15 protein-coding genes are annotated in these 26,199 nt (G+C 63.5%); 12 read left to right on the top strand and 3 right to left on the bottom strand.

Annotated elements, in window-relative coordinates; genetic code table 11:
• Positions 1-6: 6 nt before the first annotated feature.
• Positions 7-1,584, bottom strand: a complete 1,578-nt coding sequence (locus ACEQZD_RS11945) for an MFS transporter (RefSeq protein ID WP_370185753.1) — start codon at positions 1,582-1,584, stop codon at positions 7-9.
• A 12-nt stretch (positions 1,585-1,596) separates the two neighbouring features.
• Positions 1,597-1,965: a YciI family protein gene (locus ACEQZD_RS11940; protein ID WP_142948555.1), complete on the bottom strand. Its 369-nt coding sequence runs from the start codon at positions 1,963-1,965 to the stop codon at positions 1,597-1,599.
• A gap of 163 nt (positions 1,966-2,128) precedes the next feature.
• Between ACEQZD_RS11940 and ACEQZD_RS11935 the strand changes: the two genes are divergently transcribed.
• The 4 genes from ACEQZD_RS11935 (at position 2,129) to ACEQZD_RS11920 (ending at position 6,188) form a co-directional block, all read left to right on the top strand.
• Positions 2,129-3,067 carry an aldo/keto reductase gene (locus ACEQZD_RS11935; RefSeq protein ID WP_370185750.1) on the top strand — a complete coding sequence of 313 codons (939 nt, stop codon included), beginning with the start codon at positions 2,129-2,131 and terminating at the stop codon, positions 3,065-3,067.
• A gap of 4 nt (positions 3,068-3,071) precedes the next feature.
• A complete protein-coding gene (locus ACEQZD_RS11930) occupies positions 3,072-4,367 on the top strand; it encodes an NTP/NDP exchange transporter (protein WP_370185747.1) in 1,296 nt (431 codons plus the stop codon).
• A gap of 106 nt (positions 4,368-4,473) precedes the next feature.
• The gene (locus tag ACEQZD_RS11925; RefSeq protein ID WP_370185744.1) at positions 4,474-4,929 is read left to right on the top strand and encodes a hypothetical protein; all 456 of its coding nucleotides are present in this window, start codon (positions 4,474-4,476) and stop codon (positions 4,927-4,929) included.
• 8 nt (positions 4,930-4,937) lie between these two features.
• Positions 4,938-6,188: a cytochrome-c peroxidase gene (locus tag ACEQZD_RS11920; RefSeq protein ID WP_370233020.1), complete on the top strand. Its 1,251-nt coding sequence runs from the start codon at positions 4,938-4,940 to the stop codon at positions 6,186-6,188.
• On the opposite strand, the gene ACEQZD_RS11915 is transcribed toward ACEQZD_RS11920, so the two are convergent.
• A complete protein-coding gene (locus ACEQZD_RS11915; protein ID WP_142948559.1) occupies positions 6,166-7,074 on the bottom strand; it encodes a LysR family transcriptional regulator in 909 nt (302 codons plus the stop codon). The two genes, ACEQZD_RS11920 and ACEQZD_RS11915, sit on opposite strands and share 23 nt — an antisense overlap.
• A 177-nt stretch (positions 7,075-7,251) precedes the next feature.
• Here ACEQZD_RS11915 and ACEQZD_RS11910 point away from each other — a divergent pair, with 177 nt between their 5' ends.
• The 8 genes from ACEQZD_RS11910 (at position 7,252) to ACEQZD_RS11875 (ending at position 26,060) form a co-directional block, all read left to right on the top strand.
• On the top strand, positions 7,252-8,439 hold the full coding sequence (locus tag ACEQZD_RS11910; RefSeq protein ID WP_370185738.1) for an acyl-CoA dehydrogenase: 1,188 nt from the start codon (positions 7,252-7,254) through the stop codon (positions 8,437-8,439).
• Complete coding sequence (locus tag ACEQZD_RS11905; RefSeq protein WP_370185736.1) at positions 8,436-9,683, top strand: CaiB/BaiF CoA transferase family protein; 1,248 nt, start codon at positions 8,436-8,438, stop codon at positions 9,681-9,683. The genes ACEQZD_RS11910 and ACEQZD_RS11905 overlap by 4 nt, the downstream gene beginning before the upstream one ends.
• A 49-nt stretch (positions 9,684-9,732) precedes the next feature.
• On the top strand, positions 9,733-11,370 hold the full coding sequence (locus ACEQZD_RS11900; protein ID WP_370185733.1) for a VRR-NUC domain-containing protein: 1,638 nt from the start codon (positions 9,733-9,735) through the stop codon (positions 11,368-11,370).
• On the top strand, positions 11,367-13,652 hold the full coding sequence (locus ACEQZD_RS11895) for a helicase C-terminal domain-containing protein (protein ID WP_370185731.1): 2,286 nt from the start codon (positions 11,367-11,369) through the stop codon (positions 13,650-13,652). Before ACEQZD_RS11900 ends, ACEQZD_RS11895 begins: the two co-directional genes overlap by 4 nt.
• A 187-nt stretch (positions 13,653-13,839) precedes the next feature.
• Positions 13,840-20,070, top strand: coding sequence for a carboxypeptidase regulatory-like domain-containing protein (locus ACEQZD_RS11890; protein WP_370185728.1), 6,231 nt, complete (start codon positions 13,840-13,842; stop codon positions 20,068-20,070).
• 41 nt (positions 20,071-20,111) lie between these two features.
• The gene (locus tag ACEQZD_RS11885) at positions 20,112-23,171 is read left to right on the top strand and encodes a transglutaminase domain-containing protein (protein ID WP_370185725.1); all 3,060 of its coding nucleotides are present in this window, start codon (positions 20,112-20,114) and stop codon (positions 23,169-23,171) included.
• Positions 23,172-24,137: 966 nt separating this feature from the next.
• Positions 24,138-24,584, top strand: coding sequence for a hypothetical protein (locus tag ACEQZD_RS11880; protein WP_370185722.1), 447 nt, complete (start codon positions 24,138-24,140; stop codon positions 24,582-24,584).
• Between the two features lie 843 nt (positions 24,585-25,427).
• Complete coding sequence (locus tag ACEQZD_RS11875; RefSeq protein WP_372530079.1) at positions 25,428-26,060, top strand: hypothetical protein; 633 nt, start codon at positions 25,428-25,430, stop codon at positions 26,058-26,060.
• Positions 26,061-26,199 lie beyond the last annotated feature (139 nt).

Genomic DNA, 26,199 nt, shown 5'->3' with positions numbered 1-26,199 from the left:
GCGGCCCTAGGGCTGCTCCTCCACGGTTTCCGCCGCGCCGGCCGGGGCGGCGGCGTTCGCCGGCCGGCCCCGCAGTAACAGCGCCGTCATCAGGGCGGTGCCGGCGATGATCACCGCGCCGATGGCGGAATTGGTGTGCAGGGCGGCGCTGAAGCCGGCGCGGGCCGCTTCCAGCACCTGGGCGGCCAGCGCCGGTGGCAGTTGCGCGGCGGCGCCGATGGCGCCCCCCAGCGTATCGCCGGCGGCCAGGGTCTGGGCGTCGTTGAGCCCCGCCGGCATGGCGTCCAGCATATGCCGCCGGTAGACCGCCGCGCCGACACTGCCGATCACCGCGATGCCCAGGGCCATGCCCAGCTCGGTGGCGGTTTCCGAAGTGGCCGAGGCGGCCCCCGCCTTGGTGGCCGGCGCCGCGCTCACCACCATGTCGGTGCCGAGGATCATCATCGGCATCACGCCCATGCCCATGATCGTCATGCCCACCACCAGCAGCATCAGGTCGTCGATATCGTTGACCCGCATCAGCGCCGCCAGGCCCACGGCGGCCAGTACCAGGCCGCCGCTCACCAGCCGCGAATGCGGTATGTAGCGGGTGGCCGCCGGAATCAGTAACGACGCCGCCGTCTGCACCACCGCCGGCGGCAGCATGGCCAGCCCCGCCTGCAGCGGCGACAACCCCAGCACCCCCTGCAGGTACTGAAACACCATCAGCCAGGCGCCGGAGAGCGCCAGGATGGTCAGCATCATGGCCGCCACCGAGGTGCTGAAATGGCGGCTGCGGAACAGGCTCAGGTCGAACATCGGCTCGCTGAGACGGCGCTGGCGCCGGGTGAACACCACGGCCAGGGCCAGGCCCAGCAGCATCGACAGGAACGGCGCCGCGTGCACGCCGTTGCGGGCCAGATCCTTGAGCCCGTAGATCACCGCCAGCACCATCGCCACCGACAGCAGGGCGCTGGGCAGATCCTGGCGGCCGGCGTTCTCGTCGCGGAACTCCGGCAGCAGCCAGGGGCCGCACAGCAACAACAGCAGCATCACCGGCACCCCGAGCAGGAACACCGAGCCCCACCAGAAGAATTCCAGCAAGGCGCCGCCCACCAGCGGGCCGATGGCGCTGCCGACGATAAAACCGGTCATCCACACGGTGATCGCCAGGGTGCGTTCGCGCTCCACCTGGAACATATTGCGCAGCAGCGACAGGGTGGACGGCATCAGCGTGGCGCCGGCCACGCCCAGCAGAGCACGCGCCGCGATCAGGGTTTCCGCGCTCTCGGAGAACGCGGCCATCACCGACGCCAGCCCGAAGGCGCTGGCGCCGGCCAGCAGCAGCTTGCGGCGGCCGATGCGGTCGCCCAGCGTGCCCATGGTCACCAGGAAGCCGGCGATCATGAAGCCGTAGATATCCAGAATCCAAAGCAACTGATCGCTGGTGGGCTGCAGGTCGGCGCTGAGATGCGGCGCGGCCAGGTGCAGCACCGTCATATCCAGCGCCAGCAGCACCGTGGGCAGCATCAATACCGCCAGGCCCAGCCATTCGCGGCGGGTCGCCGGGGTCGCGGTGATTTCATCGGGTACAGCGGGGGGCATGGTGGGGTCCTTTCAGTAACGTCCTTCTTCGCGCAACTCGGCCTCGATGGGCCGCACTTCGATAGCGCCGATGCGGGCCGACGGCCAGTGGGCGGCGATCTCCAGCGCGTGCTCGTCGTCGCGGGCTTCGATCAGGAAGTAACCGCCGATCTGCTCCTTGGTTTCCGCGAACGGACCGTCGGTCACCGAACCTTTGCCGTCGCGCACGCGGGCGACCCTGGCGCGGGTGGGGCTTTGCAGGGCCTGGGTGTCGAGCAGCTCGCCGCGCTCGCGCAGCGCCGCCACATAATCCAGGGTTTCCTGGCGCAGTGCCAGCCACTCCTCGCGGCTCAGGGACTTGAGGTCCTGTTCCGCTTCATAAGCCAGACAAAGATATTTCATGTTCGCTCCTGTTAACGGAAGGGTGTCGTCTCACAGTCGTCGTGGCGGCCGCCGTTTCGACAATCCGGGTTTCACGTTTTGTGGATACTTTTTCGCCTATCCAGTGTCCAGTGGTTTAGTCTGACCAAAAATAATGCCGTTGGAGAGTGACAAGGAGAGTGCCATGTTTTCACGTCGTGATTTCCTCAATACCAGCCTCTGGGCCGGCGCCGGCCTGGCCCTGGGCGTGCACCGCGCGGCACTGGCGGCGGACGGCAAGGGCGCGCTGCCCGCCGGCGAAAGCCTGCGCACCCGCGCCATCCCGGCCAGCGGCGAACAAATTCCGGTGGTCGGCGCCGGCACCTCCGGCAGCTTCGTGGCCGAGATCGGCTCGGAGAAGTACCAGCGCCTCAAGGAAGTGATGGCGATCTTCTTCAACAGCGGCGCCACCGTGTTCGATACCTCGCCCAACTACGGCGGCGCGGACAAGGTGCTGGGCGCGCTGCTGGAAGAGGGCGGCTGGCGGGACCAATGCTTCCTGGCCACCAAGATCGCCGCCGACAGCCGCGCCGAGGCCGAGCGGCAGTGGGCCGAATCCCTCAAGGCATTGCGCACTGACAAGGTGGAACTGCTGCAGGTGCACAACCTGCGCGACTGGAAAACCCAGCTGCCTTACGCCCGCGAGCTGAAAGAGCAGGGCAAAACCAGGTATGTGGGTGTCACCCACTACCTGGATCGTGGCCTGGACGAAATGGAGCGGATCCTTCGCAGCGAACCGCTCGATTTTATCCAGATCCACTACTCCATCAACGCGCCGGCGGCGGCGGAAACCGTCCTGCCGCTGGCCCGTGACAAGGGTGTGGCGGTGCTGATCAACCGCGCCTTTGACGACGGCAAGCTGTTTGGCCGGGTGAAGGACAAGCCGCTGCCCGGCTGGGCGCCGGAAGTAGGGGTGGAATCCTGGGCGCAGATGTTCCTCAAGTTCGCCATCAGCCACCCGGCGGTGACCTCGGTGATCCCCGCCACCAGCAAACCCAAGCATCAAAGGGACAACCTGCAGGCCGGCTACGGGCCGCTGCTCAGCGAGGCACAAACTCGGGAACTGATCGCGATGGACCTGTAGCGGCGTGAGCACCTTCGCCCGCTTGTTCAATCTGCACAGCCGGGAAGCGCCTTCGGTGCTTGCCGGTCTGTTGATGTTCTTCCTGCTGTTCACCGGTTATTTCATGCTGCGCCCGGTGCGCGAGACCATGGGCGTGGCCGGCGGCGTGGACAACCTGCAGTGGCTGTTCACCGGCACCTTCGTGGCGGCGCTGGCGGTGTTGCCGCTGTTTGGCTGGCTGGCGTCGAGAGTGGCGCGGCGGCGCATCATGCCCTGGGCCTACGGTTTTTTCGTCGCCAACCTGCTGCTGTTCGCCGCGGTTTTCCTGCGCTGGCCGGAAAACCCCTGGGCGGCGCGCAGCTTTTATATCTGGTTGTCGGTGTTCAACCTGGTGGCGATTTCCCTGGCCTGGAGCGTGCTCGCCGACGTGTTCTCCACCACCCAGGCCAAGCGCCTGTTCGGCATGATCGCCGGCGGCGCCAGCCTGGGCGGGCTCACGGGGCCCGGCCTGGGGGCGTTGCTGGTGGCGCCGGTGGGCCACGTCGGCCTGCTGATGTTGGCGGCCCTGTTGCTGGCGGCGAGCGCCGGCGCCGGGGTGTGGCTGTACCGCTGGCGCGACCGCAACCCGCTGCCGGCCGGGGCACAGCCCGAAGAAGAGAGCCGCCATGTGCCGCTCGGAGGCAACCCCTTCGAGGGCGCCGCCGAAGTGGCCCGCACCCCGTTTCTGATCGGCATCGCCGTGTTCGTGGTGCTGCTGGCCAGCGTCAGCACCTTTCTCTACTTCGAGCAGGCGCGGCTGGTGGCGGAGCACTTCCCGGACCCCACCCGGCAGACCCAGGTGTTCGGCCTGATCGATACCGTGGTCCAGGGCCTCGCCATTCTCACCCAGATTTTCCTCACCGGGCGCATTGCCCAGCGCCTGGGCATCGGCGTGCTGCTGGTGGCGGTGCCGGTGGTGATCGCCGCCGGCTTCCTGTGGCTGGCGCTGGCGCCCACTTTCGCGGTGTTCGTGGTGATCATGGTGGCGCGCCGGGCCGGCGAGTACGCGCTGGTGCGCCCCGGCCGGGAGATGCTCTACACGGTGGTGCCGCCGCAGCAGAAGTTCAAAGCCAAGAACTTCATCGACACCGTGGTCTATCGCGGCGGCGACGCGGTCAGCGGCTGGGTGAAGCGGGCGCTGGATCTGCTCGGCGAGCTGCCGGGGCTGGCCATGTTCATCGGCGCCGGCATCGCCCTGACCTGGGCGGGCACCGGCTTTCTGCTGGGACGGGCCCAGCGGCGCCGGGAAGCGGATCCGGAGGCCCCGGCGCGGCGCTCTTGAAGCGCCGCCCGGGCCGCCGAAAACGGCCAGGGTAAACACGGCGTTTCACGGAAGGCTCACGCCGCCGTGACGACGATGACGGGTTTGGATCACCGGGAGCCCGATAATGATAACAGCGCGCCGCCTGCCCCTTTTTACCTTGCTCTTCGCGATCCTCTGGTCGCCCTCCGTACTGGCCGCCGGAGGCGATGACGCCGCCGGCGCCGTGCCCGCCCAGGTGTTGAGCGAGCAGGGACGTTACCGGGTGGAAGTGCGCCAGGTGCCCGAGCCGCTGCCCGAGGGCGAGCACTTCAGCCTGGGGTTACGGGTGGTGAGCATGGATAACCCCGACGCGCCCCTGGACGCCTCTGCCGTCACCGTCGAGGCGGGCATGCGCCACGGTCGTGACCAGGGTTTCGCCCACGGCATGCAGTCCGAACCGCAAGTGAGCGCCCGCGACGGCCTGATCCTGGTGGAGGGGCTGTACTTCCATATGGGCGGTGCCTGGACCCTGCAGGTCGCCATCGACGGTGACGACGGCGAAGACCGGGCCTGGCTGACGCTGCCCTGCTGCGGGGGATGAGCCGGCTCTTGGGAGGCGCCGCCCTGATCGCGGCGCTGGCTGTGGCGGTGCCCTGGCTGGCCGCCGCTGGCGCCGGTGACACCGCGTTCACGGACGCCGAGCGGGCCGCGGTGCGGGCGCTGGCGGTGCCGCCGGGCCATACCCCGCCGGAAATTCCGGACCCGGCGCTGGCGGAGTTCGGCCAGCGCCTGTTCTTCGACCGCCGGCTGTCCGGGGACGGCCGCTTTTCCTGCGCCTCTTGCCACCAGCCGGAACGCGCCTTCACGGACGGCCTGGCCCTGCCGGAAGCGGCCGGGCGCGGCCACCGCAATACTCCGACTCTGATCAACGTGGCGGACAACCCCTGGTTTCAATGGGACGGCGCCGCCGACAGCCTCTGGTCGCAAATGCTTCTGGTGATTGAGAACCCTCGGGAGCTGGATAACGACCGTCTGAACCTGGCGCATACGCTGTATCGAAATAAGGATTTGCGCGCCGCCTACCGGCGCCGCTTCGGCCCCCTGCCGCCGATGTCCGAGGGCGCGCGTTTCCCGGCCCACGGCTCGCCCCAGGCCGCATCGGACTCGCCCGAAGGCCGGGCCTGGCGGCGCATGGCGGCGGCGGACCAGGACGCGGTCAACCGGGTGATGGCCAATCTGGGCGTGGCCCTGGCCGCCTGGCAGCGGCGGCTGGTGCGCTATGATTCGCCGTTCGATCGCTTCGCCGCCGCGCTCGCCGACAACCCGGACCCGCCGCCGGACGACGCCTTCCCCGCCGCCGCCCGGCGCGGGCTCAAGCTGTTCGTCGGCGAGGCGCAATGCACGCTCTGCCACAGCGGCCCGGATTTCAGCAACCAGGCGTTCCACAACCTGGGCGTGCCGGTCACGGACCACCGGGACACCGGCCGGGAGCAGGGGCTGCGGCGCCTCGCCGCGAGCCCGTTCAACGCCGCCGGGCCCTACGCGGGCGATGACGGCGACGCCGACCGTCTGCGTTTCCTGCCGCCGCCGGAAAGCCAGCGCGGCGCCTTCAAGACCCCCAGCCTGCGCAACGTGGCGCGCACCGCGCCGTATTTCCACGACGGGCGCTTCGCCACGCTGGAACAGGCGGTGCGGTTTTACCTGGAGCCACCGGACGGCGACACCCTGGGCCAGCGCGAAGACACCCTGGACCTGATCCCCGATCTCACCGACCGCCAGGTGGCGGACCTGGTCGCCTTCCTGAAAACCCTGAACAGCGCGCCGCTGCCCGAGGCCGTTACAGCGCCGCCGTCTCCTTAAACGCGGTGACCTCCGCCACCAGCCAGTCGCTGAACGCGCTCAGGCTGGGGTCTTCCGCTTTGCGCTCCGGCAATACCAGGTGGTAGGCCTTGGCGGTGCGGTAGCTGTGCTGAAACGGCACAACCAGCCGCCCGGCCTCCAGCTCCTGGCGGATCAGGAAGGGCGGAATCAGCGCCACGCCCATGTCCTGCATGGCCGCCTCGGCGAGCATGGAGAACAGTTCGTAGCGCGGGCCGGCCATGTCCTGGTCCACCCGCAGGCCCAGCGAATCAAACCATTCCCGCCAGGCGTAGGGGCGCGTAGTCTGTTGAAGCAGGGTCTGTTCGGCGAGCTGCTGCGGGGTGCGCACGCCGTTGGCGTTGAGCAGGCGCGGGCTGCACACCGGCACCGGCTCTTCGTGCATCAGCGCGGTGGTGCGGGTGCCGGGCCACTCGCCGTCGCCGAAGTAGATGGCGGCGTCGAATTCGGTGTCCGCGAACAGGAACGGCCGGGTGCGGTTGGTCAGGTTCACGGTGATGCCCGGGTGGGCGTCGTGGAAGCCGCGCAGCCTGGGCAGCAGCCAGCGGGTGGCGAAGGTGGGCACCACCGCCAGTTCCAGGGTCTGCCCGGGGCCGTGCTGGCCCATCACCGCCAGGGTATCGCGCTCCAGATCGTCCAGGCGGGCGGTGACCCGGCGGCTGTAGGTGCGGCCGGCCTCGGTGAGCTGCACGCCGCGCCGGGTGCGCCGGAACAGCTTCACGCCCAGGAAGTCCTCCAGGTTGGCGATCTGCCGGCAGATGGCGCTCTGGGTCAGGGCCAGCTCTTCCGCCGCCTTGGTGAAACTCTGGTGGCGGGCGGCGGCCTCGAAGCCGACCAGGGCGGTGGTGGCGGGGATTTTCCGGCGCATGATTCACTCGCTTGATATCAACAAGTGACAAAATAGCACAGGTTGGTGCAATTTTATCGTTTGAAAGCGGTGCGCCGTTCTCCCTAGGATGACGCCCAAATCCAATAATGACACCGGTTTGCGGCGCCCCGGGGCGTGACAGGCCGACTTTGGTTCGGAATGAAGAGGACGAATTCCATGGCACAGAACGCATCTTTTGATTGGGCCAGCCCGCTGCTGCTGGACCAGCAACTCACCGAAGACGAGCGCATGGTGCGCCAGACCGCCGAGCAATACGCCCAGAACAAGCTGGCGCCGCGTGTCCTGGAAGCCTTCCGCCATGAGAAGACCGACCCGGAAATCTTCCGCGAAATGGGCGAGCTGGGCCTGCTCGGCGCCACCATCCCGGAAGCCTACGGCGGCGCCGGCATGAACTATGTGTGCTACGGCCTGATTGCCCGCGAAGTGGAGCGGGTGGATTCCGGCTACCGCTCGATGATGAGCGTGCAGTCCTCCCTGGTGATGGTGCCGATCAACGAATTCGGCAGCGAAGAGCAGAAGCAGAAGTACCTGCCCAAGCTGGCCAGCGGCGAGTGGATCGGCTGCTTCGGCCTGACCGAGCCGGACCACGGCTCCGACCCGGGCAGCATGGCCACCCGCGCCAAGAAAGTGGACGGCGGCTACAGCCTCACCGGCAACAAGATGTGGATCACCAACAGCCCGATCGCCGACGTGTTCGTGGTGTGGGGCAAGACCGAAGACGGCAAGATCCGCGGCTTTATTCTGGAAAAAGGCTGGGAAGGCCTGTCCTCCCCGGCGATCCACGGCAAGATGGGCCTGCGCTCTTCCATTACCGGCGAAATCGTCATGGACAATGTGTTCGTGCCGGAAGAGAACATGTTCCCCGAAGTGACCGGCCTGAAAGGCCCGTTCACCTGCCTGAACTCGGCCCGCTACGGCATCTCCTGGGGCGCGCTGGGCGCCGCCGAGGACTGCTGGCACAAGGCGCGCCAGTACACCCTGGACCGCAAGCAGTTCGGCCGCCCGCTGGCCGCCAACCAGCTGATCCAGAAAAAACTGGCTGACATGCAGACCGAGATCACCCTGGGCCTGCAGGGCTGCCTGCGCCTGGGCCGCATGAAGGACGAAGGCACCGCGGCGGTGGAAATCACCTCCATCATGAAGCGCAACTCCTGCGGCAAGGCCCTGGACATCGCGCGGATGGCCCGCGACATGCTCGGCGGCAACGGCATCTCCGACGAGTTCGGCGTGATCCGTCACCTGGTGAACCTGGAAGTGGTCAACACCTACGAAGGCACCCACGACGTGCACGCGCTGATTCTGGGCCGTGCCCAGACCGGCCTGCAGGCCTTCACTGGCGAATGACCAGGACGCAAACGGGCGCCGCCAGGGGCGCCCTGGATGGCCTCCGCGTCCTGGATTTGTCGCGGGTGCTGGCCGGCCCCTGGGCCGGTCAGATCCTCGGCGATCTGGGCGCCGAAGTGATTAAAGTCGAGCGCCCCGGCCGGGGCGACGACACCCGCGCCTGGGGCCCGCCCTATCTCAACGACGGCCAGGGCGCGCCCACCTCCGAATCCGCCTACTACCTGAGTGCCAACCGCAACAAGCAGTCGGTCACCATCGACATCACCCGCCCGGAAGGCCAGCGGCTGGTGAAAGAGCTGGTGGCGGAAAGCGACGTGCTGTTGGAGAACTTCAAGGTCGGCGGCCTCAAGCGCTATGGCCTGGACTATGCGTCCCTGGCGGCGATCAATCCGCGTCTGATCTACTGTTCGATCACCGGCTTCGGCCAGGACGGGCCCTACGCGGAGCGGCCGGGCTATGACTTTCTGATCCAGGGCCTGGGCGGTCTGATGAGCATCACCGGCCAGCCGGACGGCGAACCCGGCGGCGGTCCGGTGAAAGCCGGCGTGGCCCTCACCGACATCACCACCGGCCTGTACGCGGCCATCGCGGTGCTGGCGGCGGTGAACCATCGCCATCAATCCGGCGAAGGCCAGCACATCGACATGGCCCTGCTGGACGTGCAGGTGGCCACCCTCGCCAACCAGGCGATGAACTTCCTTACCAGCGGCACCGCCCCCGGGCGCATGGGTAACGCCCACCCCAACATCGTGCCCTACCAGACGTTCCCCGCCGCCGACGGCGACATCATTCTCACCATCGGCAACGACGGCCAGTTCGCCCGCTTCTGTGAAGTCGCCGGCCGCCCGGAGTGGGCCACCGACGAGCGCTACGCCACCAACGCCGCCCGGGTGGCCAACCGCGATACGCTGATTCCGGCCCTGCGCCAGACCACGGTGATGAAGACCACCGCCGAATGGCTGCGCCTGCTCGAGGACGCCGGCGTGCCCGGCGGCCCGGTGAACACCATCGAGCAGGTCTTTCAGGACCCGCAGGTGCAACACCGGGGTCTGCGCATTGATCTGTCTCACCCGCTGACGAAAAGCGTGCCCCTGGTGGGCAGCCCCCTACGCCTGTCCGGTTCGCCGGTGCGTTACGCCAGTGCGCCGCCGCTGCTCGGCGAGCACACCGGCGACGTGCTGAGCCAGGTGCTGGGCCTGGACGCGGCCACCATAGACCAGCTGCGGCGCGACGGCGTTATCTGACCGGAACGGACTGATTGGAGCGGGCACTGTCCATTGGTATGCTAGCCAAATGGACAGTGCCCCGATCGCCAACGTCACCTTGGACGACCCGTTTTACTACCTGCACCACTTCCAGGAAGTGCTGAGCTGGGTGGCGTCGCGCCATGGCGATCTGCTGAACGACGACGAGCTCGCCTTCGTGGCGGCGTTCGCGGAACTGCCCCGGCCGTCGCGGGCCTTGTTGGTGCGCATGGTGACGCGCAAGGGCGAGCACTTCCGAGCGGACAAACTGGTTTACCCGGAAATCGGCGATGCCGTCAGTGCCGCCGCGCCGCTGATCGATCACGGCTGGCTGGACCCGGCCCCGACGCTCGACCTGCCGACCCTGTTCCGGCTGTTCACCAAGGCGGAACTGCGCCACCTGTTGCGTGAGCCGTTGGCCGCCGCCGGGGTGCCGGCCTCGGCCCGCAAGGCGGACTGGCTGGAAGCGCTGTCCGAACTCGAAGACGTTTACCAGGCGCCTTCGGACACGCCGGTGTACCACCTCACCCTGATGCCCCTGTGCGACCGCTTCCGGCTGATGTTCTTCGGTAATCTCTATCAGGACTGGTCCGAGTTCGTGCTCAGTGACCTGGGCACCTTCCAGTACGAGCCGGTGAGTTTCAGCCAGGGCGTGCGGCCGTTTCAGAGCCGGCGGGACGTGGACGCCTACCTGCACCTGAACGCCTGCCGGGACCGGTTCCAGGCGGGCGACGCCCTGGAGGAGGTGGAAGCGGCGCTGCCGCCGGCGCCCGAGAACCCCTGGGCCCGAGAACGCTGGGACCGACTGTGTTTCAAGCTGGCGCGAGAGTGGGAGCGGGCCGGCGAACTGGAACGGGCCGGCGCGCTGTATCACCACTGCCGCCACCCGGGCGCCCGGGGCCGGCAACTGCGGGTTTTGGAGCGCCGGGAGCACTACGACGCCGCCCTGACCCTGGCGCGGGAAGCGGATCAGGCCCTCGAAAGCGAGGCGGAGCGCCAGCAGCTGCGGCGCCTGATACCCCGGCTGCACCGCAAGCTGGGCCTGCCCCGGCCAACCCCGGCGGCGCCGGCCCGGCCCCAGGTGCTGCACCTGTCCCTGCCGCCGGCGGCCAGTGTGGAGCAGGCGGCGGCCCAGGCCCTGGCCACCTCCGAAGCGCCGGTCCATTACGTGGAAAACAGCCTGCTTCCGGGGCTGTTCGGGTTGCTGTTCTGGGACGCGATCTTCGCGCCGGTGCCCGGCGCCTTCTTCCACCCGTTCCAGAGCGGCCCGGCGGATTTGCACCACCCGGAGTTTCGCTGCCGCCGCCGGGCCGAATTCGACGCCGGCTTCCAGGCTTTGGCGGACGGCGAGCACCGGGCGCGGATCCTGGCCCGCTACCGGGAAAAATCCGGTCGCCTGTCGCCGTTCGTGCACTGGGGCCGGCTCTCCGAAGCGCTGCTGGCACAGGCGCTGGATTGCCTGCCCGCCGATCACCTTGCCCTGTGCTTTGAACGGTTGCTGGCGGACATCGCCGCCAACCGCGCCGGCCTGCCGGACCTGATCCAGTTCTGGCCGGCGCAGCGTCGCTACCGGATGGTGGAAGTGAAAGGCCCCGGCGACCGGCTGCAGGACAACCAGCGCCGCTGGCTGGATTTTTTCATCGCCCGCGACCTGCCGGTGGCGGTCTGCCAGGTGACGTGGCAATGACCGACGCCATCGGGACCCCCAACACCTATACCGTGGCGGTGCGCGCCCTGTGCGAGTTCACCGCCAAGGCCGGCGACCTGGACCTGCGGTTCACGCCGTCGCCCACCGCCCAGGAAGGCATCGCCGGCCACGCCGTGGTGGCCGGTCGCCGGGGCGAGAGCTACGAAAACGAGGTCGCTTTGAGTGGCGAGTTCAAACACCTGAAAGTGCGCGGCCGCGCCGACGGCTACGACCCCAAGCGCAACCGTCTGGAAGAGGTGAAAACCTTCCGCGGTGATCTCGACCTGATGCCCGCCAACCACCGCGCCTTGCACTGGGCCCAGGCGAAAATCTACGGCTGGCTGCTGTGCGCCGAGCGCGGCTTGGACGAACTGGAACTGGCGCTGGTCTATTTCGATATCGTTAAACAGAAAGAAACCCCGCTGCGCGAAACCCACAGCGCCGAAGACCTGCGCGCTTTCTTCGAAACCCAGTGCGAAATATTCATCCACTGGGCCGACCAGGAACTGGCCCACCGCGACGCCCGCGATCACGCGCTGGCTGATCTGGCGTTTCCCCACGAACGCTTCCGGCCCGGGCAACGGGAGCTGGCGGAAGCGGTGTATAAAAGCGCCAGCACCGGCCGCTGCTTGCTCACCGAAGCGCCCACCGGCATCGGCAAGACCGTCGGCACCCTGTTCCCGTTGCTCAAAGCCATGCCCGGCCAGAACCTGGATAAGGTGTTCTATCTCAGCGCCAAAACCCCGGGCCGCAAGCTGGCGCTGGACGCGCTGCAAACCCTGGACCCGGCGCCCCTGCGCACGCTGGAACTGGTGGCCCGCGACAAAAGCTGCGAACACCCAGACAAAGCCTGCCACGGTGAATCCTGCCCGCTGGCGCAGGGCTTCTACGACCGGCTGCCCGCCGCCCGCGCCGCCGCCGCCAAAGAAACCCGGCTGACCCAGACCCGCCTGCGCGAGCTGGCCCTCGAACACAGCGTCTGCCCCTACTACCTGAGCCAGGAAATGGCCCGCTGGAGCGACCTGGTGGTGGGCGACTACAACTACTACTTCGACCTCAGCGCGCTGCTGCACGGCCTCACCACCACCAACCAATGGCGCGTCGCCGTGCTCGCCGACGAAGCGCACAACCTGGTGGAGCGGGGCAGGGGCATGTACTCCGCCGAGCTGGATCAGGCCGCCTTCCGCGCGGTGAAGAAACACACGCCGGCGGCGCTGAAAAAAGCCTTCGAAAAACTGCAACGGCAATGGAACAGCCTTAACCGGGACAGCGAAACCGAGGACCCGCATGCCGATTACCAGGTACAACCGGAACTGCCCATCGCTTTCCTGAACAGTCTGCAAAGCACCGCCGCCGCCATCACCGATTACCTCGCCGAACAACCCTTCGCCCTGGACAGCGATCTCACCCGTTTCTATTTCGACGCGCTGCACTTTTTACGGGTGGCCGAACTGTTCGACGACGATGCGTTTCTGTTCGACATCACCTGGCACCAAAGCCTGAAAGGCCGACGCGCCAGCCGCCTTTGTTTGCGTAACGTGGTCCCCGCCGCGCTACTGCGCCCGCGCTTCGAAAGCACCCGCAGCACGGTGCTGTTCTCCGCCACCCTGCGCCCACCGCGCTATTACGCCGACCTCCTGGGGCTGCCGGACAACACCGCCTGGAGCGAAGTGGCGTCGCCGTTCCAGGCCGACCAGCTGCAAGTGCGTGTGGCGCGCCGCATTTCCACCCGCTTCCGCGACCGCCCGGCCTCGCTGGTCCCCATCGCCGACCTGATCGCCGACCAGTACCGCCAGCGGCCCGGCAACTACCTGGCCTTCTTCAGCAGCTACGACTACCTGGACCAGGCCCTCGCCACCCTGCGCCAGCGCCACCCGGACCTCACCGTCTGGGCCCAGGACCGGCGCATGGACGAAGCCGCCCGCGACGCCTTCCTGGAGCGCTTCCAGGCGCACAGCCGGGGCATCGGCTTCGCCGTCCTCGGCGGCGCCTTCGCCGAAGGCATCGACCTGCCCGGCGCCCGCCTGATCGGCGCCTTCGTCGCCACCCTCGGCCTGCCGCAAATGAACCCGGTCAACGAGCAGTTCAAACAACGCATGGCGGCCCTGTTCGGCGACGGCTACGACTACACCTACCTCTACCCCGGCCTGCAGAAAGTGGTGCAGGCCGCCGGCCGCGTGATCCGCACCGAAACCGACCGGGGCGTGGTGCACCTGATCGACGACCGTTTCGCACGCGGCGAAGTGAAGGCGTTGTTGCCGGTGTGGTGGACGGTGCAGTAACCCGCTGCCAGAGCATTCTGGAACCGAGTTCACACTTCGTTGCCGACTGGCTGATTTCTTACAGCCGGTGTAAGCGATCTCTTATGCATCTTGTTGGTTAGCTTTGCTAGTTTTGGCGGCTCTAGGTTTGCCGCTCTCGGTCCGTGGGGGATCAAAAGCGCAAGGAATAGCAATTTGGGGGTAGGGCATGGAGACGCCTTTTGCCGGACCTGGCTTCCGGTTTCGTGTTGTGTTTTTTCTTTTTGCCATCCTGATGGCGGTAGCAGCGTCATCACCGGCGCACGCTGGTCTGGCGGAAGGCCGCAGCTGGCTGGCCAGTCAGGTCACCGACAATGGCGGCATGGCCGGAGACGCCAGCCTGGCTATCGGTTTTCAGGCCACCTCGGAGGCGGTGGCACTGTGGCGCACGGCGGAATGGTCCGGCGGTGCGCTAATTGATGGCCTTCCGGCCTATCTGCAAACCGCGGAAGCGGACGCCAGCACGGAAAATCTGGCGCGGCGTTTGTTCATGGGGCTCGCTGCCAACGGTGTTGATGGCGACCTTCGTGATCGACTGCTGCGCCGCAAGGGCGAGCGTTCCGGGTTCGGTGCCTTCCCGGGCTACCAGCCCGATCCGCTTAGCACGGCGTTCGCTCTCGCCGCGCTGCGGCAGTACAACATCACCGGTGAGCCGGCGGCCCAGGCCATCGGTTTTCTGCTTGATAGCCAGAACGAAGACGGTGGCTGGGGCCTGGACGGGGAAAGCTCCCAGGTCCAGACCAGTGCCCTGGTAATGCAATCGCTGTGGGAGTTCCGGCGTGACTTCAATATCGCCGGCGCGCTTGCCGAGGCGCGTGGGTTCTTAAGCAACCGCCTTGCCAACGGCGCCGTGACCGACACGGAGAGCCTGGCCCTAGTACTGATTCCGCTACTGAACGAAGCGGTGGACCGGTCCCCTTACGATGACTGGGTGGCGGAACTGACGAGCCGGCAGAACCCCGCCGGCGACTTTGAGAGTGACACCTACATCACGGCTCTGGCGCTTCGGGCGCTGGTCTTGTCGGCGCAACCGCCGGCGGATCTCACGGTGCTGAACGGCACGATTGTCGACGCGGACAGCGGCCAGCCCTTGCCCGATGCGCTGATCGCCTTGCAAGGTCCACAGGACATCGACGCGCGCAGCGACCAGGCGGGCGCCTTTCGTTTTACCGATCTTCAGCGCGGCCATTATCGCGTAGAAATATCCCGTTCCGGCTATCGCACGCTGATTCTTAACACCGTGTTGGAGACCGGTGACAAGCGTGACCTTGGCGAGATCCGACTGGATGTGCGTGCCACCGATCCGGACACCGGCGAGCCGGTGACCACCGGGCTGATACGCGGGCAGGTTACCGACCGCCGCAGTGGCGCGCCGCTGTCCGGGGCAACCATTGCTCTGGCCGGTGGCACGTCGGTGATTACCGGCGCGGATGGACGCTATTTGCTGGACGAGGTCGCCGCCGGAAGCGTTGCGGTGTCCGCCTCGGCGCCGGGTTACGGGCAGGCCCAGGGCCAGGCCGAGGTGGTGGCCGGCCAGACACTGATTTTTTCCCCGGCTCTGGATCCGCAGCCGGACGGTGATGTGACCCTGTCCGGTACGGTGACCGCGCAAGAGGGCGGTGAGCCTGTCGCCGGGGCGATGGTAACGGCTCAGGTCGGTAACGACAGCAAAAGTGCCACCACTGGCGCCGACGGCTTCTACCAGCTGGACGAACTGAACGACGGCGAACTGACGGTGACGGTCAGCGCCGGTGGCTTTCAGCCGGCGTCCGGCGTGGCGCAGGCCTCGCCGGGCGCCGACATCACTTTTTCTCCGCGCCTCGTCGAGGAAGGCGCCCCCGGCGGCGAACAGCCCGGCGGCTTTACCGGCACGGTGGTGGACGCCATCACCGGGCGCGGCATCGAAGGCGCCCGGGTGCTGGTGGAAGGCGACAGCTATCAGGAAGAAAGCCTGACCGACCAGGACGGTGGCTTCCAGGTTGCAGGGCTGCCGAGCGGTGACGTGAGTTTGGAAGTCAGCATGGATGGCTACCTGCCACTGACCGGATCCGGTGCGGTGGAGGCCGGCTTCATCAATGATCTGGGTGAAGTGGCCATCACGCCTCGGGACGAAGCGGTGAACAGCGTGACCGGCCGTGTGGTGGACGTGCGCACCGGTGATCCGCTTCAAGGCGTGCTGGTGCAGGTCGGGCCGCCGGGGAGTGCCACCGTGAACGGCGAAGGGCTCACCGGCCAGGACGGTGCGTTCGAGGTGCCGGGCTTGTTGCTCGCGGATTATGAAATCCGCTTCTCCCTGGATGACTATCAGGACAAGGCGTTCCCACTGGTGATGACCACCGGCGGCACGCTTGATCTGGGTGAAATCCGCATGCGTCATCCCGGCGTCGACGCGCTGCTTCCGGATCTCGCCGTACAGGGCCTGGATACCGCCGCGCTGACCTCGAATCAAGCCACCTTCGCCGCCGGCGGTACGCTGGGCGTCACGCTGATTAACCGGGGTAACAGCGATCTTACCCAACCGTTCGAAGTGATCGCGTTCAGTGATCTGGATGGCGACGGCGTCTGGGGTGTCGATAACGAGCCCGTACTGGGCAGCCTGGTTGTCGCCGAAGCGGTGGAAGTGGACACCACCCTGGACCTGGAACTGGCCATCGAGGGGGATCTGCCGTTCAGGGACGCGCCGATTTCGGTGATGCTGGATTCAGAGCAATCGATCACCGAACTTTCCGAAAGCAATAACCTGGAAAGCACCGCCGGCGAGTGCGTGAACAATCAGAAGCCCTATCTGGACCTGGGGCTGTGCATGGATTCCTCCGGCAGCGTTAGCCGTTCGGAGTTCCAGCTGCAACTCGAGGGCACCGCGCGGGCCATCGAAGACGCGGATATTGTGCCCCGGGATGGCAGTGTGCGGGTGTCGGTGACGCAGTTCGCCAGCGGCGCCTACGTGGAATTGGATCCGGTCATTGTTGAAGAAGACAACGTCGCCGAAGTGGGCGATGCGATCCGCGCGATCAACAAGCGCGGCGGCGGGACCAGCATCCACAGCTGTATCGATCGTGCTTCGGACCTGATTACCAACGCGAGCCCGGCGGCCCCATTGCGTGTGATTGATGTCTCCACGGACGGGCAATCCAACCAGTCCCGTGCGGTGGCTGCCTCCGAGCGTGCCCGCCAGGCTGGTATTAGTGTGCTAAACGCAATCGGCGTGGGGTCTGGTGCGAACGAAAATCTGCTGAACACTATTGTCTTTCCCCAGCCCGCGGGCGGCGAGCGTGGTTTCGTCCTCACGGTGGATGGCTATGAAGAGTACATGGAAGGCATCGCCGGCAAGATTTCCAGAGAGACGCGCATCGCCGACCTTACGGTGGGTGCGCTGACCCTCCTCGACAACGGTAACGGGCAAACCGTCAGCCTCAGTGCCGTGTTGGGCAACGCCGGCTCGGCGGATATCTCCGAAACGGTCACGTTGACGTTCTACAACGGCGATCCATCGGCAGGGCAGGTGATCGGTGACGTTGAGTATACCGGCGGCCTGGAATCCGGTACCCGTCAGACGGTGGTGTTGGAGGATATCGACGCGACCCTGTTGTCCGATGACGAGGTACAGGTCCGCGCGCAAATCAGCGGAGAGGTCTCCGAGTGCAACACCGGCAACAATACCGCCTCCGAGACCGTGTCCGCGCGCCTCGGCGAGGTCTCGCTTATGTTGTCGAGCCACACCCTGGCGCCGGGCGAGCAGCTGGAATTGGACGCTTTGGTCACCAACAGCGGAGCGCTGCCGGCGGGCTACCAGGTGGCCTTGCATATCGAGGACAGCGACGGCGTCCGCGTGATCGGCTTCCCGGAACAAGGGGTCGCCGAGCTCGCCGCCGGCGAGGCGCAACGGGTGGTCGATCAATGGAACACCGGCGTTACCGTGGCCGGCCCTTACCGCGCGGTGGCTGTTCTTTACGCGGCCGATGGCCGCACGCTGGATACCGACAGCGCGGACCTGGTGATCCGGGAGGGCGGTGACTCACCCGTGCCGGTGGCTGATGTGGGCGTGGGTGCCGAGCGGGCGTCCTACCGGCTGGACGAGACCGCCGCTCTGGAGAGTCTGCTCGAAAATACCAGCGCCAGTACCCTGATCCAGAATGCCCGCTATCGGCTTGTGGTCAGCGGCCCTGATGGTGCCGTGCTTCTCAACGAGGAGCGACCGGTAAGTAGCCTGGCCGTGGCGCAGGTGCTGCCGTTCAGCGACGCGGTGTCGCTGGATAACACGCAACCCGGCACCCACAGCGTAGCCGGGACTCTGCTTAACGCCGATGGGGAAACGCTGGCGCGGGATCAGGCGACGTTTGATGTGGTCAGGGACCCGTTGGCTGCCGTGTCCGGCGAAGTCACCCTGGCGCAAGAGTGGGTGTATCAGGGCGACAGCCAGACCTGTCGCTACCGTGTCTCGTTACCCGAAGGCGCCGATCCCCGCACCGTGACGGTGACGCGCACCCGACTTGATGTGGACAACCGTGAAACCCTGGCCACTGAAAGCGCCTCGGTCACCCTGAGTGGCGATGAACCTGTGACCTTCACGGATTCGTTCAATACCGCCGGACGAACCCTGACACGACATGCCTGTGCATTGAGCGTAAGCCTGGACGGCGAGGTCCGGGAACTGGACCAGGCGTTGTTCCAGATTAAGGAGAAGCCGCTGTCGATCGAGACCGGTTTATACGCCTCCGATGCACCACGACTGCTGGTGCTGGCGGATCCGGTTCGTTCCACTTGTGAAGCCGTCACCGGTATCACTCTGAAGGCGGATTTCGAACAGCCGATCCGGCCACTGGATACGGTTAACGCCAAGGCGCTGGAAAGCCCGTTCCTGATTCGGGACCTGGAAACCGCCACCCCGCGCTTCTTCGACGGCGAGATGGATAACGACGGCGAGCGCCGCCTTGATCTGACGATCAGCGATCTCGATGCCGAGGGCGTTGAGGTGCGGATCGAGGGTGAGGACCTGGCGGAACACTTCGAGAGCAAGCACAGCCTTGAGGTGATGGTGGATTACCCGCGCTTCCTCTGGTTCCGGAACACTCTGACCACCGGAAAGCGGAAGTTTCATTGCGGCAAACCGCCGGAGCCCGGCGATAACCTGGGCGATTTCCAGGTGGTGGACGTCTCGCTGGAGGAACGCGCCAGGAGCGATCAGCGCGACCATAAGCTGGAGCAACCCGCGATCGCCGAGCAGCGCGCCCGTCTGGACACCTTCCTGGCAAGCCGCGCACACACCCTGGTGGATTCATCAAAGGCGTTCCGGCGGCAGCTCCATGCCGGTCAGCACCACCAGTATCTGCTGCTCGCCGATCGTGTGCCGCTGAATCACTGGGACGCCAAGTACCTGCGCGAAGCGGCAAACCGCGGCGAGGGCGTCATCCAGGCTTCCGGCGACCGGCCGCACCCGCTGCTTCTGACCACGGCCCTGGGCCTGAAGCCCGGTCACGGGCCGGGCCATAAGCCGCACCGGCCCCACACCGTGACCTTGTTGGACAGCGCTCTGGCCCAGGCCGGTGAGCTGCCACTGCTGTTGCAGCGCCAGGTCCCAGCGACCCGTCTGCACGGGGCGAATCTGGCCGGTTACTTCAAGTCGTCATCGCATCACAAAGGACGTCGTGGCGGTCATCACCACGGTTGGCCGCATCCGGAGCCCAACACGCCAGCGGTCACGCTCAATGAATACGGGGAAGGGCGCACGGTGTTCCTGGCCTTTGACTGGCTCGCGGAAATGACCGCCTCGGACGCCGGCGGTGAAGAACAAGGGGCGATGGCCGAACTTATGGAGCGGGCCCTGGACCACACCGCGCCATCCAGTCTGAACCCGATCGCCGGTGAACCGGTGCCGCTGCGCCTGATCGTCGAGAACACGGGACCGGCCTTGGCGGTCACCGCCTCTCTGAACTGGGACAACGGCGGGACGTTACTGGACGCGATGCCCGATACCGGTGACGACGGGCAATGGCGCTTTGACCTGGCGGCCGGTGAGACCCGCGTTCTGCAAGCCTGGATCGCCTCGGACGAAAGCGACCAGAGCCTGCGAGTGGAGGCCGTGTTTGAAGGCGAAGACCAGGCCGGCAACCAGGTAGAGGCTTCAAGGCAGCTTCACCTGGAGCTGGACCAGGATGGACCTGACCTCGATCAGGTCCATGAAAAGGTCGGTGCCGCTTACTGGCAGAGGCCCTGGGACCTGGCTTTGAAAAAAGCCCTGCTGGCACTGGGCTCAGCGAAACACGCGTTACACCAAGGCAAACGGGAAAAAGCGTTGCGCTTTGCGCTGAAAGCCACCTCGTCCCTGGCAGCGTCACACCATTCGGAGGCCAGTGCGCTGCGGCTTGAGCTCGACCGGGCGATTCGGGGGATTCGCCCATGAAAACCACATACGGAAAAGGACCTTCTCTGGGGGAGACCATCATGGAACAGATTCGTCGCGCCGGTGCGCTGTGCCGCACCGTGGCCCTGGCAACCACTATTCTGCTGCTTAACGCCGTGATCTGGCCGTCCTGGGCGATCGCCATCGAAACCGAGCGTCACAAGGAGCAGCAGGAACAGGCCCGCTGGGAAGCCCGGCATCAGACCTTCGAGCAGGTCTTGCGCGGCATTCACGACCAGGCGCGCGAGCAACAACAGACTATCAACGAGCGACTCGGCGAGGACTCCGGAATCATGGCGCGCGCTGCCCGGGCGCTGGGGCTTGGCGACGAAGCGCTGGCTACGGAGCGCCTTGTCTGGCTGCAGGAAAAAGCGAAGGCGATGCACCAGCAAGCGTTGGCCGGTTTTGAAGAAACCGGGGCCCGGCTGGAGAAAACCAACGCCAGTGCTCGAATTCGCGACCGGCATGAGCGCGCGGTGGCGGACTATCGCCAGCGTTATCGACGTTTGCAGGAGCAACTGCGGTCGGTAACCGGCTCAGCGTCACTCGCCGCTCAGAGCGACGCCACTGCGGAGCTGGTCGGCTTCCTGGAGCCGTTCCGCATGGAGAAGCCCCGTGACCCCTTCGACCCGAACAAACTCCCCTGGCGAACCCCGGACCCGGACCAGACCCGCGCCCCCGCGAACAGCGCCTCCGAGTTAAGCCGCAGCAGCGGGCTTCCCCTGTTCGATATGGGGGTGCAGGTCGCCAGTTCATCGGCATCCATGGACGGCCTCCTGTTGGAAAGCGCGGTGGCCCCCGACGAGGAGCATCTGGCGAGCACCCTGGACGCGGATATCACGCCGGCCATCGAAGCGCTGGCGGAAGAGCTGAATCACGAGCCCGTGGCGATCTACCAGTGGGTGCGCAATAACATCGAGTTCGTTCCCAGCTACGGCTCCATCCAGGGTGCCGAATACACCTTGGAAAGCCGTCGCGGTAACGCTTTCGACACCGCCAGCCTTCTGATTGCGCTGCTGCGTGCCTCTGAAATACCGGCGCGCTACGCCATGGGCACCGTGGAAATACCCGCGGACCAGGTAATGAACTGGGTGGGTGGCGTCCGTGCTCCCGGCGCGGCCGGCAACCTGCTCGGCCAGGGCGGCATCCCGAATACAGCCATGACCCGTGGCGGCCGTGTCGACAGCTTCCGCTTGGAGCACGTCTGGGTGGAAGCCTGGGTGGACTTCCACCCGAGCCGTGGCGCGGACCATCGCCAGGGCGATAGCTGGATCCCAATGGATGCCAGCTTCAAGCAGTACGACTACGGTGACGGCATGGCGCTGGACCAGGAGGTGCCTTTCGATGCGCAAGCGCTGGCCGACACCATCGAACAGCAAAGCACCATCAACGAAGAAGAAGGCTGGGTGCAAGGCGTGCCCGGCGGCGCCATTGAAGACAGCCTCGAAGACTATCGCGCGGAGTTGGAAGCCTACATCGACAGCCAGGCCCCGGACGCCACCGTGGGCGAAGTGTTAGGGAGCAAGGGCATCAAGGAAGTGATCCACGAGCAACTGGCGCCCTCACTGCCGTACCAGCGGATCACTCGCCAGCTGACCACGCCGGAGCTGTCGGATTCACTACGCTGGAAGTTCAAGTACCAACTGCACGCCGACGCCAACGGCTACAAAGGCACCGAGCTGTTCACCATCGAAGAGCCCACCGTGGCGCTCGCCGGCAGAAAGCTCTCAGTGTCTTTCTCTCCCGCCACGCAGGAAGACGAAGACACCCTGGCAGGGTATCTGCCGCAACCGGATGAAGAGGGTGAACTGGATACGGGCCAGCTCCCCGACACGCTGCCCGGCTACCTGATCAACCTGAAGGCTGAGCTTGCCGTCGACGAAGACATCGTCGCCAACCCGGACGTGGAAGTGACTATGGGGTCCGGCTTAATTTCGGAGATGGGCTACTGGCAGCCGGGCCGGGGCTGGGACACCTCGAAGAACAATCCGGTCGCCGGTGAATACCGCGCGCTCGCCCTGGACCTGCAAGGCATCAGCGCCCAGGCCGCCGAAGATCTCGAAACCAGCCTGGAAGACACCCGGGCCAAGTTGGATGCCGAGGACTACACCGGCCTCACCAAGCAACAGCTGGTGGGTGACATGCTCTACAGCACCATCCTCGGCTACTTCGCCCTCAACGACATGCAGGACCAGATCGGCGAACGGCAAGCCAACAGCATTGGCTACAGAGCGCCCAGCTACGGCCTGTTCAAAACCAGCCTGCAACCGCAATACTGGTTCGGCATGCCCAGGGACGTAAAAGCAAGCGGCCTGACCATGGACGTGGACCATATGAGCAGTATCCGGGTCGACAAGGACAACAACCGGGAACGCTGGGTCGCCCTGAACCGCGCCAACGGCGCCCGCATGTCCGCCATGGAGCACCTGGTGCCCGAAGAGATGTACAGCACCGAGGACAACCCCGCCCACGGCATCAGCGCCGTAAAAGCCCTGCAGCTGGCGGCGGCGGAAGGCCAGAAAATCTGGACCATTACCCAGAGCAACCTGAGCCAGGCCATGGCCGCCCTAAACCTGAGCAGTTCCGTGGAAGCCGACATCCGCAATGCCGTGCGCGCCGGCAAGGAAGTCACCGCCCACGAAGACACCATCAACTTCCACGGCCGCCCCTCCGCCGGCTACATGGTCATCGACCCCGAAACCGGCGCCGGCGGCTACCTCATCGCCGGCGGCGAAAACGGCGGGTTTCTTGATTTTCTCTCTGAGTTTTCAACATGGTACGCCTTCGCTTTCTCAATTAAAGCCGAACTGGTTGCTTCTCCATCTGATGCGAATAAAGTAGCAATCCGAGCTATTGCGTCTACAGTGACTAACTTCCTGTCTTTGATAGGCTTATCGATCGATATATTTGATATCGTTACGGCATGTGGCCAGAAAGGAACTGTTCTTACACTGTTCACTCTTCTTGGGTACTTGGGGCCACTGCTGTCTTTGATGTTCTTGGCCGCTCTACTGCCGGTATTTTGGGGCGTGGTTGCGGGAGTTGCGATAGCGCTATCGAGCCGTTGGTATAAGGAATTAACGATAGGGAGATGTTCGTGAGCTTGTGTGGCCCTTCAGAGTATATGGTGTTCGCGGCATCATTCGGGGCATTGGGATTTATGTCGGCGAATTTTGTGTACCTTATTTTTCTTGTGCTTGATTTGGCTAAAGGCTGGGAGAGGGTCCGATGTAGATGGGAAGGAAATGAGTATTATTATTGCCGTAAAGGGGTGACTTACCGATCGGGAGCATTGAGCGTAAATTCCGAAATTCCATTTGATAGTGTTGATCCCTTCGTTCGTGATGATTACTGTTTTGTGAAAAGTAAAAACGCAGAAAGGTCGAGGCATGTTAACGAGTTTGTTAAGCTGGGAAACCCATCTGCGATGGCGCTGGGGCCTTTTTTAATATTGTTATTCTTATATATTTTTTTGCCTGACTGTTTCCGGCAGCGGTACGGCGAGATGTCGGTATGGGCTTGTCTGGGCGTTGCGTTTGGTACAGGTCTAATTGCTTCCGTCAGGTGGTCATGCCGCGCCAGGGCCGTTGGTTAGTTCGGGCGTATCGATAATCTGATATTATTTTCGATGGTTTTGGCCGGGCCTGGCCATACTAACTCTTACCCGTCATCATTGGCGTCATTTTGGCCACAACTCATGATTGGCGTTGTTTTTGTATGCTTTTCTGTTTTAGGTTTCATGTTTGATGCTTTCTATAAGACACAGGTACTCTGTGAAAAATTATTATATGAGTGCTTTGTGAAAACGAAAGAGTACATCTTTGCTTTTGGTCGACTCTGTTAAGTCTGTGCGGTGTTGGTTTTTTCTTTCAAGGTTTGCTAGCCAATGGCTTGGACTATATGAGCGTGTGCGAGGCCGTTGCTTTTGTTATGAGTCTATTCGCTATTATTACTATGCTTTTTAGTAATTTAATACTAGCTCTCGTTAATGCTTTGGCCGCTTTTGCTATGGGTGTGGCATTGGATGCTGGTTTCTCACGGCTTGTTTCGCAAACTGGAAACTGTCGATGATGTATTTTTTTATTATTTTTATAGGTTTTCTTCTTGTCTTGGCTTTTCTAATTCCATTGTGCAGATTTTTAGTTATGGGGCCTTACCTGGAAGCGGAAATTGAAGATCTGGACGCAAGTATCGTTCATAAAAAAGAGTATGCGATGGCGCCCATGGATCATATCTTTGTTGTGGTTAAATACTCATACCGTGTCAGCGGTGCTACGCTGGAGTCCAATAGAATATCAATAATGGGGAAGGGGAGGTTTCTTTCTGAGGATAAGGCGAAGCGTTTTAAGGAAACTTTGTGCGAAAAGAGAATCTGCTATTACTCGGGAAAGAAGCCTAGCTTCTCACTTTTGTATAAAAGGTTATGGATTGCTGAAAAAGATACACGAGCAGTTGTCTTTATTGCAGGTGTCGCTTTGATTGCTATCGGTTTTTTTGGCCTCAATTTAGGTTGAGCGTTGTTCCAGTAGTCTAAGGAGATATGAAATATACTATTCCCAAGCCTTTTTTTACCTTGGTGAGCTCCCTCGTGTGGCTAATACGCCCCGGGCCGGGCAGCTTTACTTCCGGTATTCTGGTGTGATGGCCGGAGTTGCGATAGTGCTATCCAGTCGTTGGTATAAGAAATTGACGATATATTGCCAGCTATCTGAATTCTATATAGGTAACTGGCATAAAAGAGGCTGGCATTGTCATCATTTTGGTCACAGTTCCTGGTTGGCATAATTTTCGTATATTCTTTCCTGGTCTTGGTCTCGTATTTGGTCTTGTCTATAAGAAGCAGGTACTTTGTTGCAATACCCGCGCGGCTTGCCGACGATGGCAATCATTCGAGGGGTAGAAAGTTCGTATATAAGTACGTTGTAGGAGGGAAAGAATACTCTTGTCGCTGCGGTTCGAGCCTCCTAAGCCTGAGTGGTGCCGCCGTCTTATTTGGCAAAAAAGAGGGCCATAGATCGTGGTGCGGGAGCAGAGCCGTGATTTACTGCGACCCGGCGATTCCTTCGGTTTCGTGCCATAATAAAGAGGTTAAATCGTATGTTGTTGTTTTCTTGTCAGCACTGAACATTTCCTTTTTTGCGTTTCTGGTACTTTTATAGGACATGTAAATAGAGGCTCTATTCAGAAAATGCAAATTGGAATAACGTGGCGGCCCTATGTTTTCGTGCGCGTTGTTGCTCTTGTCTTTTCGGTATCGGCAGGGTGGGTTCCGTGAAAAATATTATTATGGCAGGAGTTGGGAGAGGAAGGCCAGGCTGGTTAGCATATCTTGGTCCAGCTGCTCGGGAAGCCGAGTTATGTATATGACGACTCAAGCATACTTAATATTATTTCTGATCAGCGCGATGGTGGTTTCTTTTTATTTGATCCTGCTTTGGCGTGGAAGACGGAGGAGGGAATCTGTTCTTCTCGATATCGGCTTTAATAAACTGCTAGGGCCGCAGGCGCGGAGTATTGCTCGATCGTTAAAGATTGAAGGGGCGGGCGCGCAGTCTATTCGCTACGGTTCGAAAGTCTGTCTTCTCCCGGGCCAGGACGGCGACCTTATTGTCTGTGACCTGGTGGTGTCTGTTGGTTTCGCCAGATACTCAGGCTTCTCAATGGTCACTCTGCTCGGTTTCATTGGCAACTTTGAAGAGAGCTCCAGTTTTGTTATCAGGAAGGCAAATATCCTGGAAACTCGCTTTGAGCTACGGAACGCTCTGCCTTTGAAGAACGACTGGTACCTGTGGCACACGGGCGTGCGCCATGGTTATCTCGATAAGGTGACGGATCAGCTTGATGCCTTTGGAGAGTCTGCGATTTTGAGAAAGAGCGGTAGGTTTCTGAGTTTGTATTTTCGGAACAAGTATCTCAGTGAAGGAGAGATTCGGGCATTGCTCCCCGGGTGGCGGCTTCTCTGTCAACGGTTTTCTAATATTAATGAATAGGCTGTGCCTTTGTTGGTGACATGAATATCTTTATAGGATGTGTGGTTCATTCCTGTCGGAAACTTAGGTTTGCGGCGATGATTCATGTATGAGTACTTTTCTATGTCTGGTTGCGTACTTTGGGTGGGTTGCCCCGTTT

Origin of the sequence: Alloalcanivorax sp. (genome assembly GCF_964221125.1) — a bacterium.
GTDB lineage: Bacteria > Pseudomonadota > Gammaproteobacteria > Pseudomonadales > Alcanivoracaceae > Alloalcanivorax > Alloalcanivorax venustensis.
The sequence above is the reverse complement of the archived record's forward strand: the minus strand, read 5'-3'. Positions and strand labels throughout refer to the sequence as shown.

What these genes read in the sequence shown, in the direction of transcription:
- ACEQZD_RS11945 (WP_370185753.1), bottom strand. Translation starts at nt 1,584, where the DNA reads ATGCCCCCCGCTGTACCCGATGAAATCACCGCGACCCCGGCGACCCGC.
- ACEQZD_RS11940 (WP_142948555.1), bottom strand. Translation starts at nt 1,965, where the DNA reads ATGAAATATCTTTGTCTGGCTTATGAAGCGGAACAGGACCTCAAGTCC.
- ACEQZD_RS11935 (WP_370185750.1), top strand. Translation starts at nt 2,129, where the DNA reads ATGTTTTCACGTCGTGATTTCCTCAATACCAGCCTCTGGGCCGGCGCC.
- ACEQZD_RS11925 (WP_370185744.1), top strand. Translation starts at nt 4,474, where the DNA reads ATGATAACAGCGCGCCGCCTGCCCCTTTTTACCTTGCTCTTCGCGATC.
- ACEQZD_RS11915 (WP_142948559.1), bottom strand. Translation starts at nt 7,074, where the DNA reads ATGCGCCGGAAAATCCCCGCCACCACCGCCCTGGTCGGCTTCGAGGCC.
- ACEQZD_RS11910 (WP_370185738.1), top strand. Translation starts at nt 7,252, where the DNA reads ATGGCACAGAACGCATCTTTTGATTGGGCCAGCCCGCTGCTGCTGGAC.
- ACEQZD_RS11905 (WP_370185736.1), top strand. Translation starts at nt 8,436, where the DNA reads ATGACCAGGACGCAAACGGGCGCCGCCAGGGGCGCCCTGGATGGCCTC.
- ACEQZD_RS11900 (WP_370185733.1), top strand. Translation starts at nt 9,733, where the DNA reads ATGGACAGTGCCCCGATCGCCAACGTCACCTTGGACGACCCGTTTTAC.
- ACEQZD_RS11895 (WP_370185731.1), top strand. Translation starts at nt 11,367, where the DNA reads ATGACCGACGCCATCGGGACCCCCAACACCTATACCGTGGCGGTGCGC.
- ACEQZD_RS11890 (WP_370185728.1), top strand. Translation starts at nt 13,840, where the DNA reads ATGGAGACGCCTTTTGCCGGACCTGGCTTCCGGTTTCGTGTTGTGTTT.
- ACEQZD_RS11885 (WP_370185725.1), top strand. Translation starts at nt 20,112, where the DNA reads ATGGAACAGATTCGTCGCGCCGGTGCGCTGTGCCGCACCGTGGCCCTG.
- ACEQZD_RS11880 (WP_370185722.1), top strand. Translation starts at nt 24,138, where the DNA reads ATGATGTATTTTTTTATTATTTTTATAGGTTTTCTTCTTGTCTTGGCT.
- ACEQZD_RS11875 (WP_372530079.1), top strand. Translation starts at nt 25,428, where the DNA reads ATGTATATGACGACTCAAGCATACTTAATATTATTTCTGATCAGCGCG.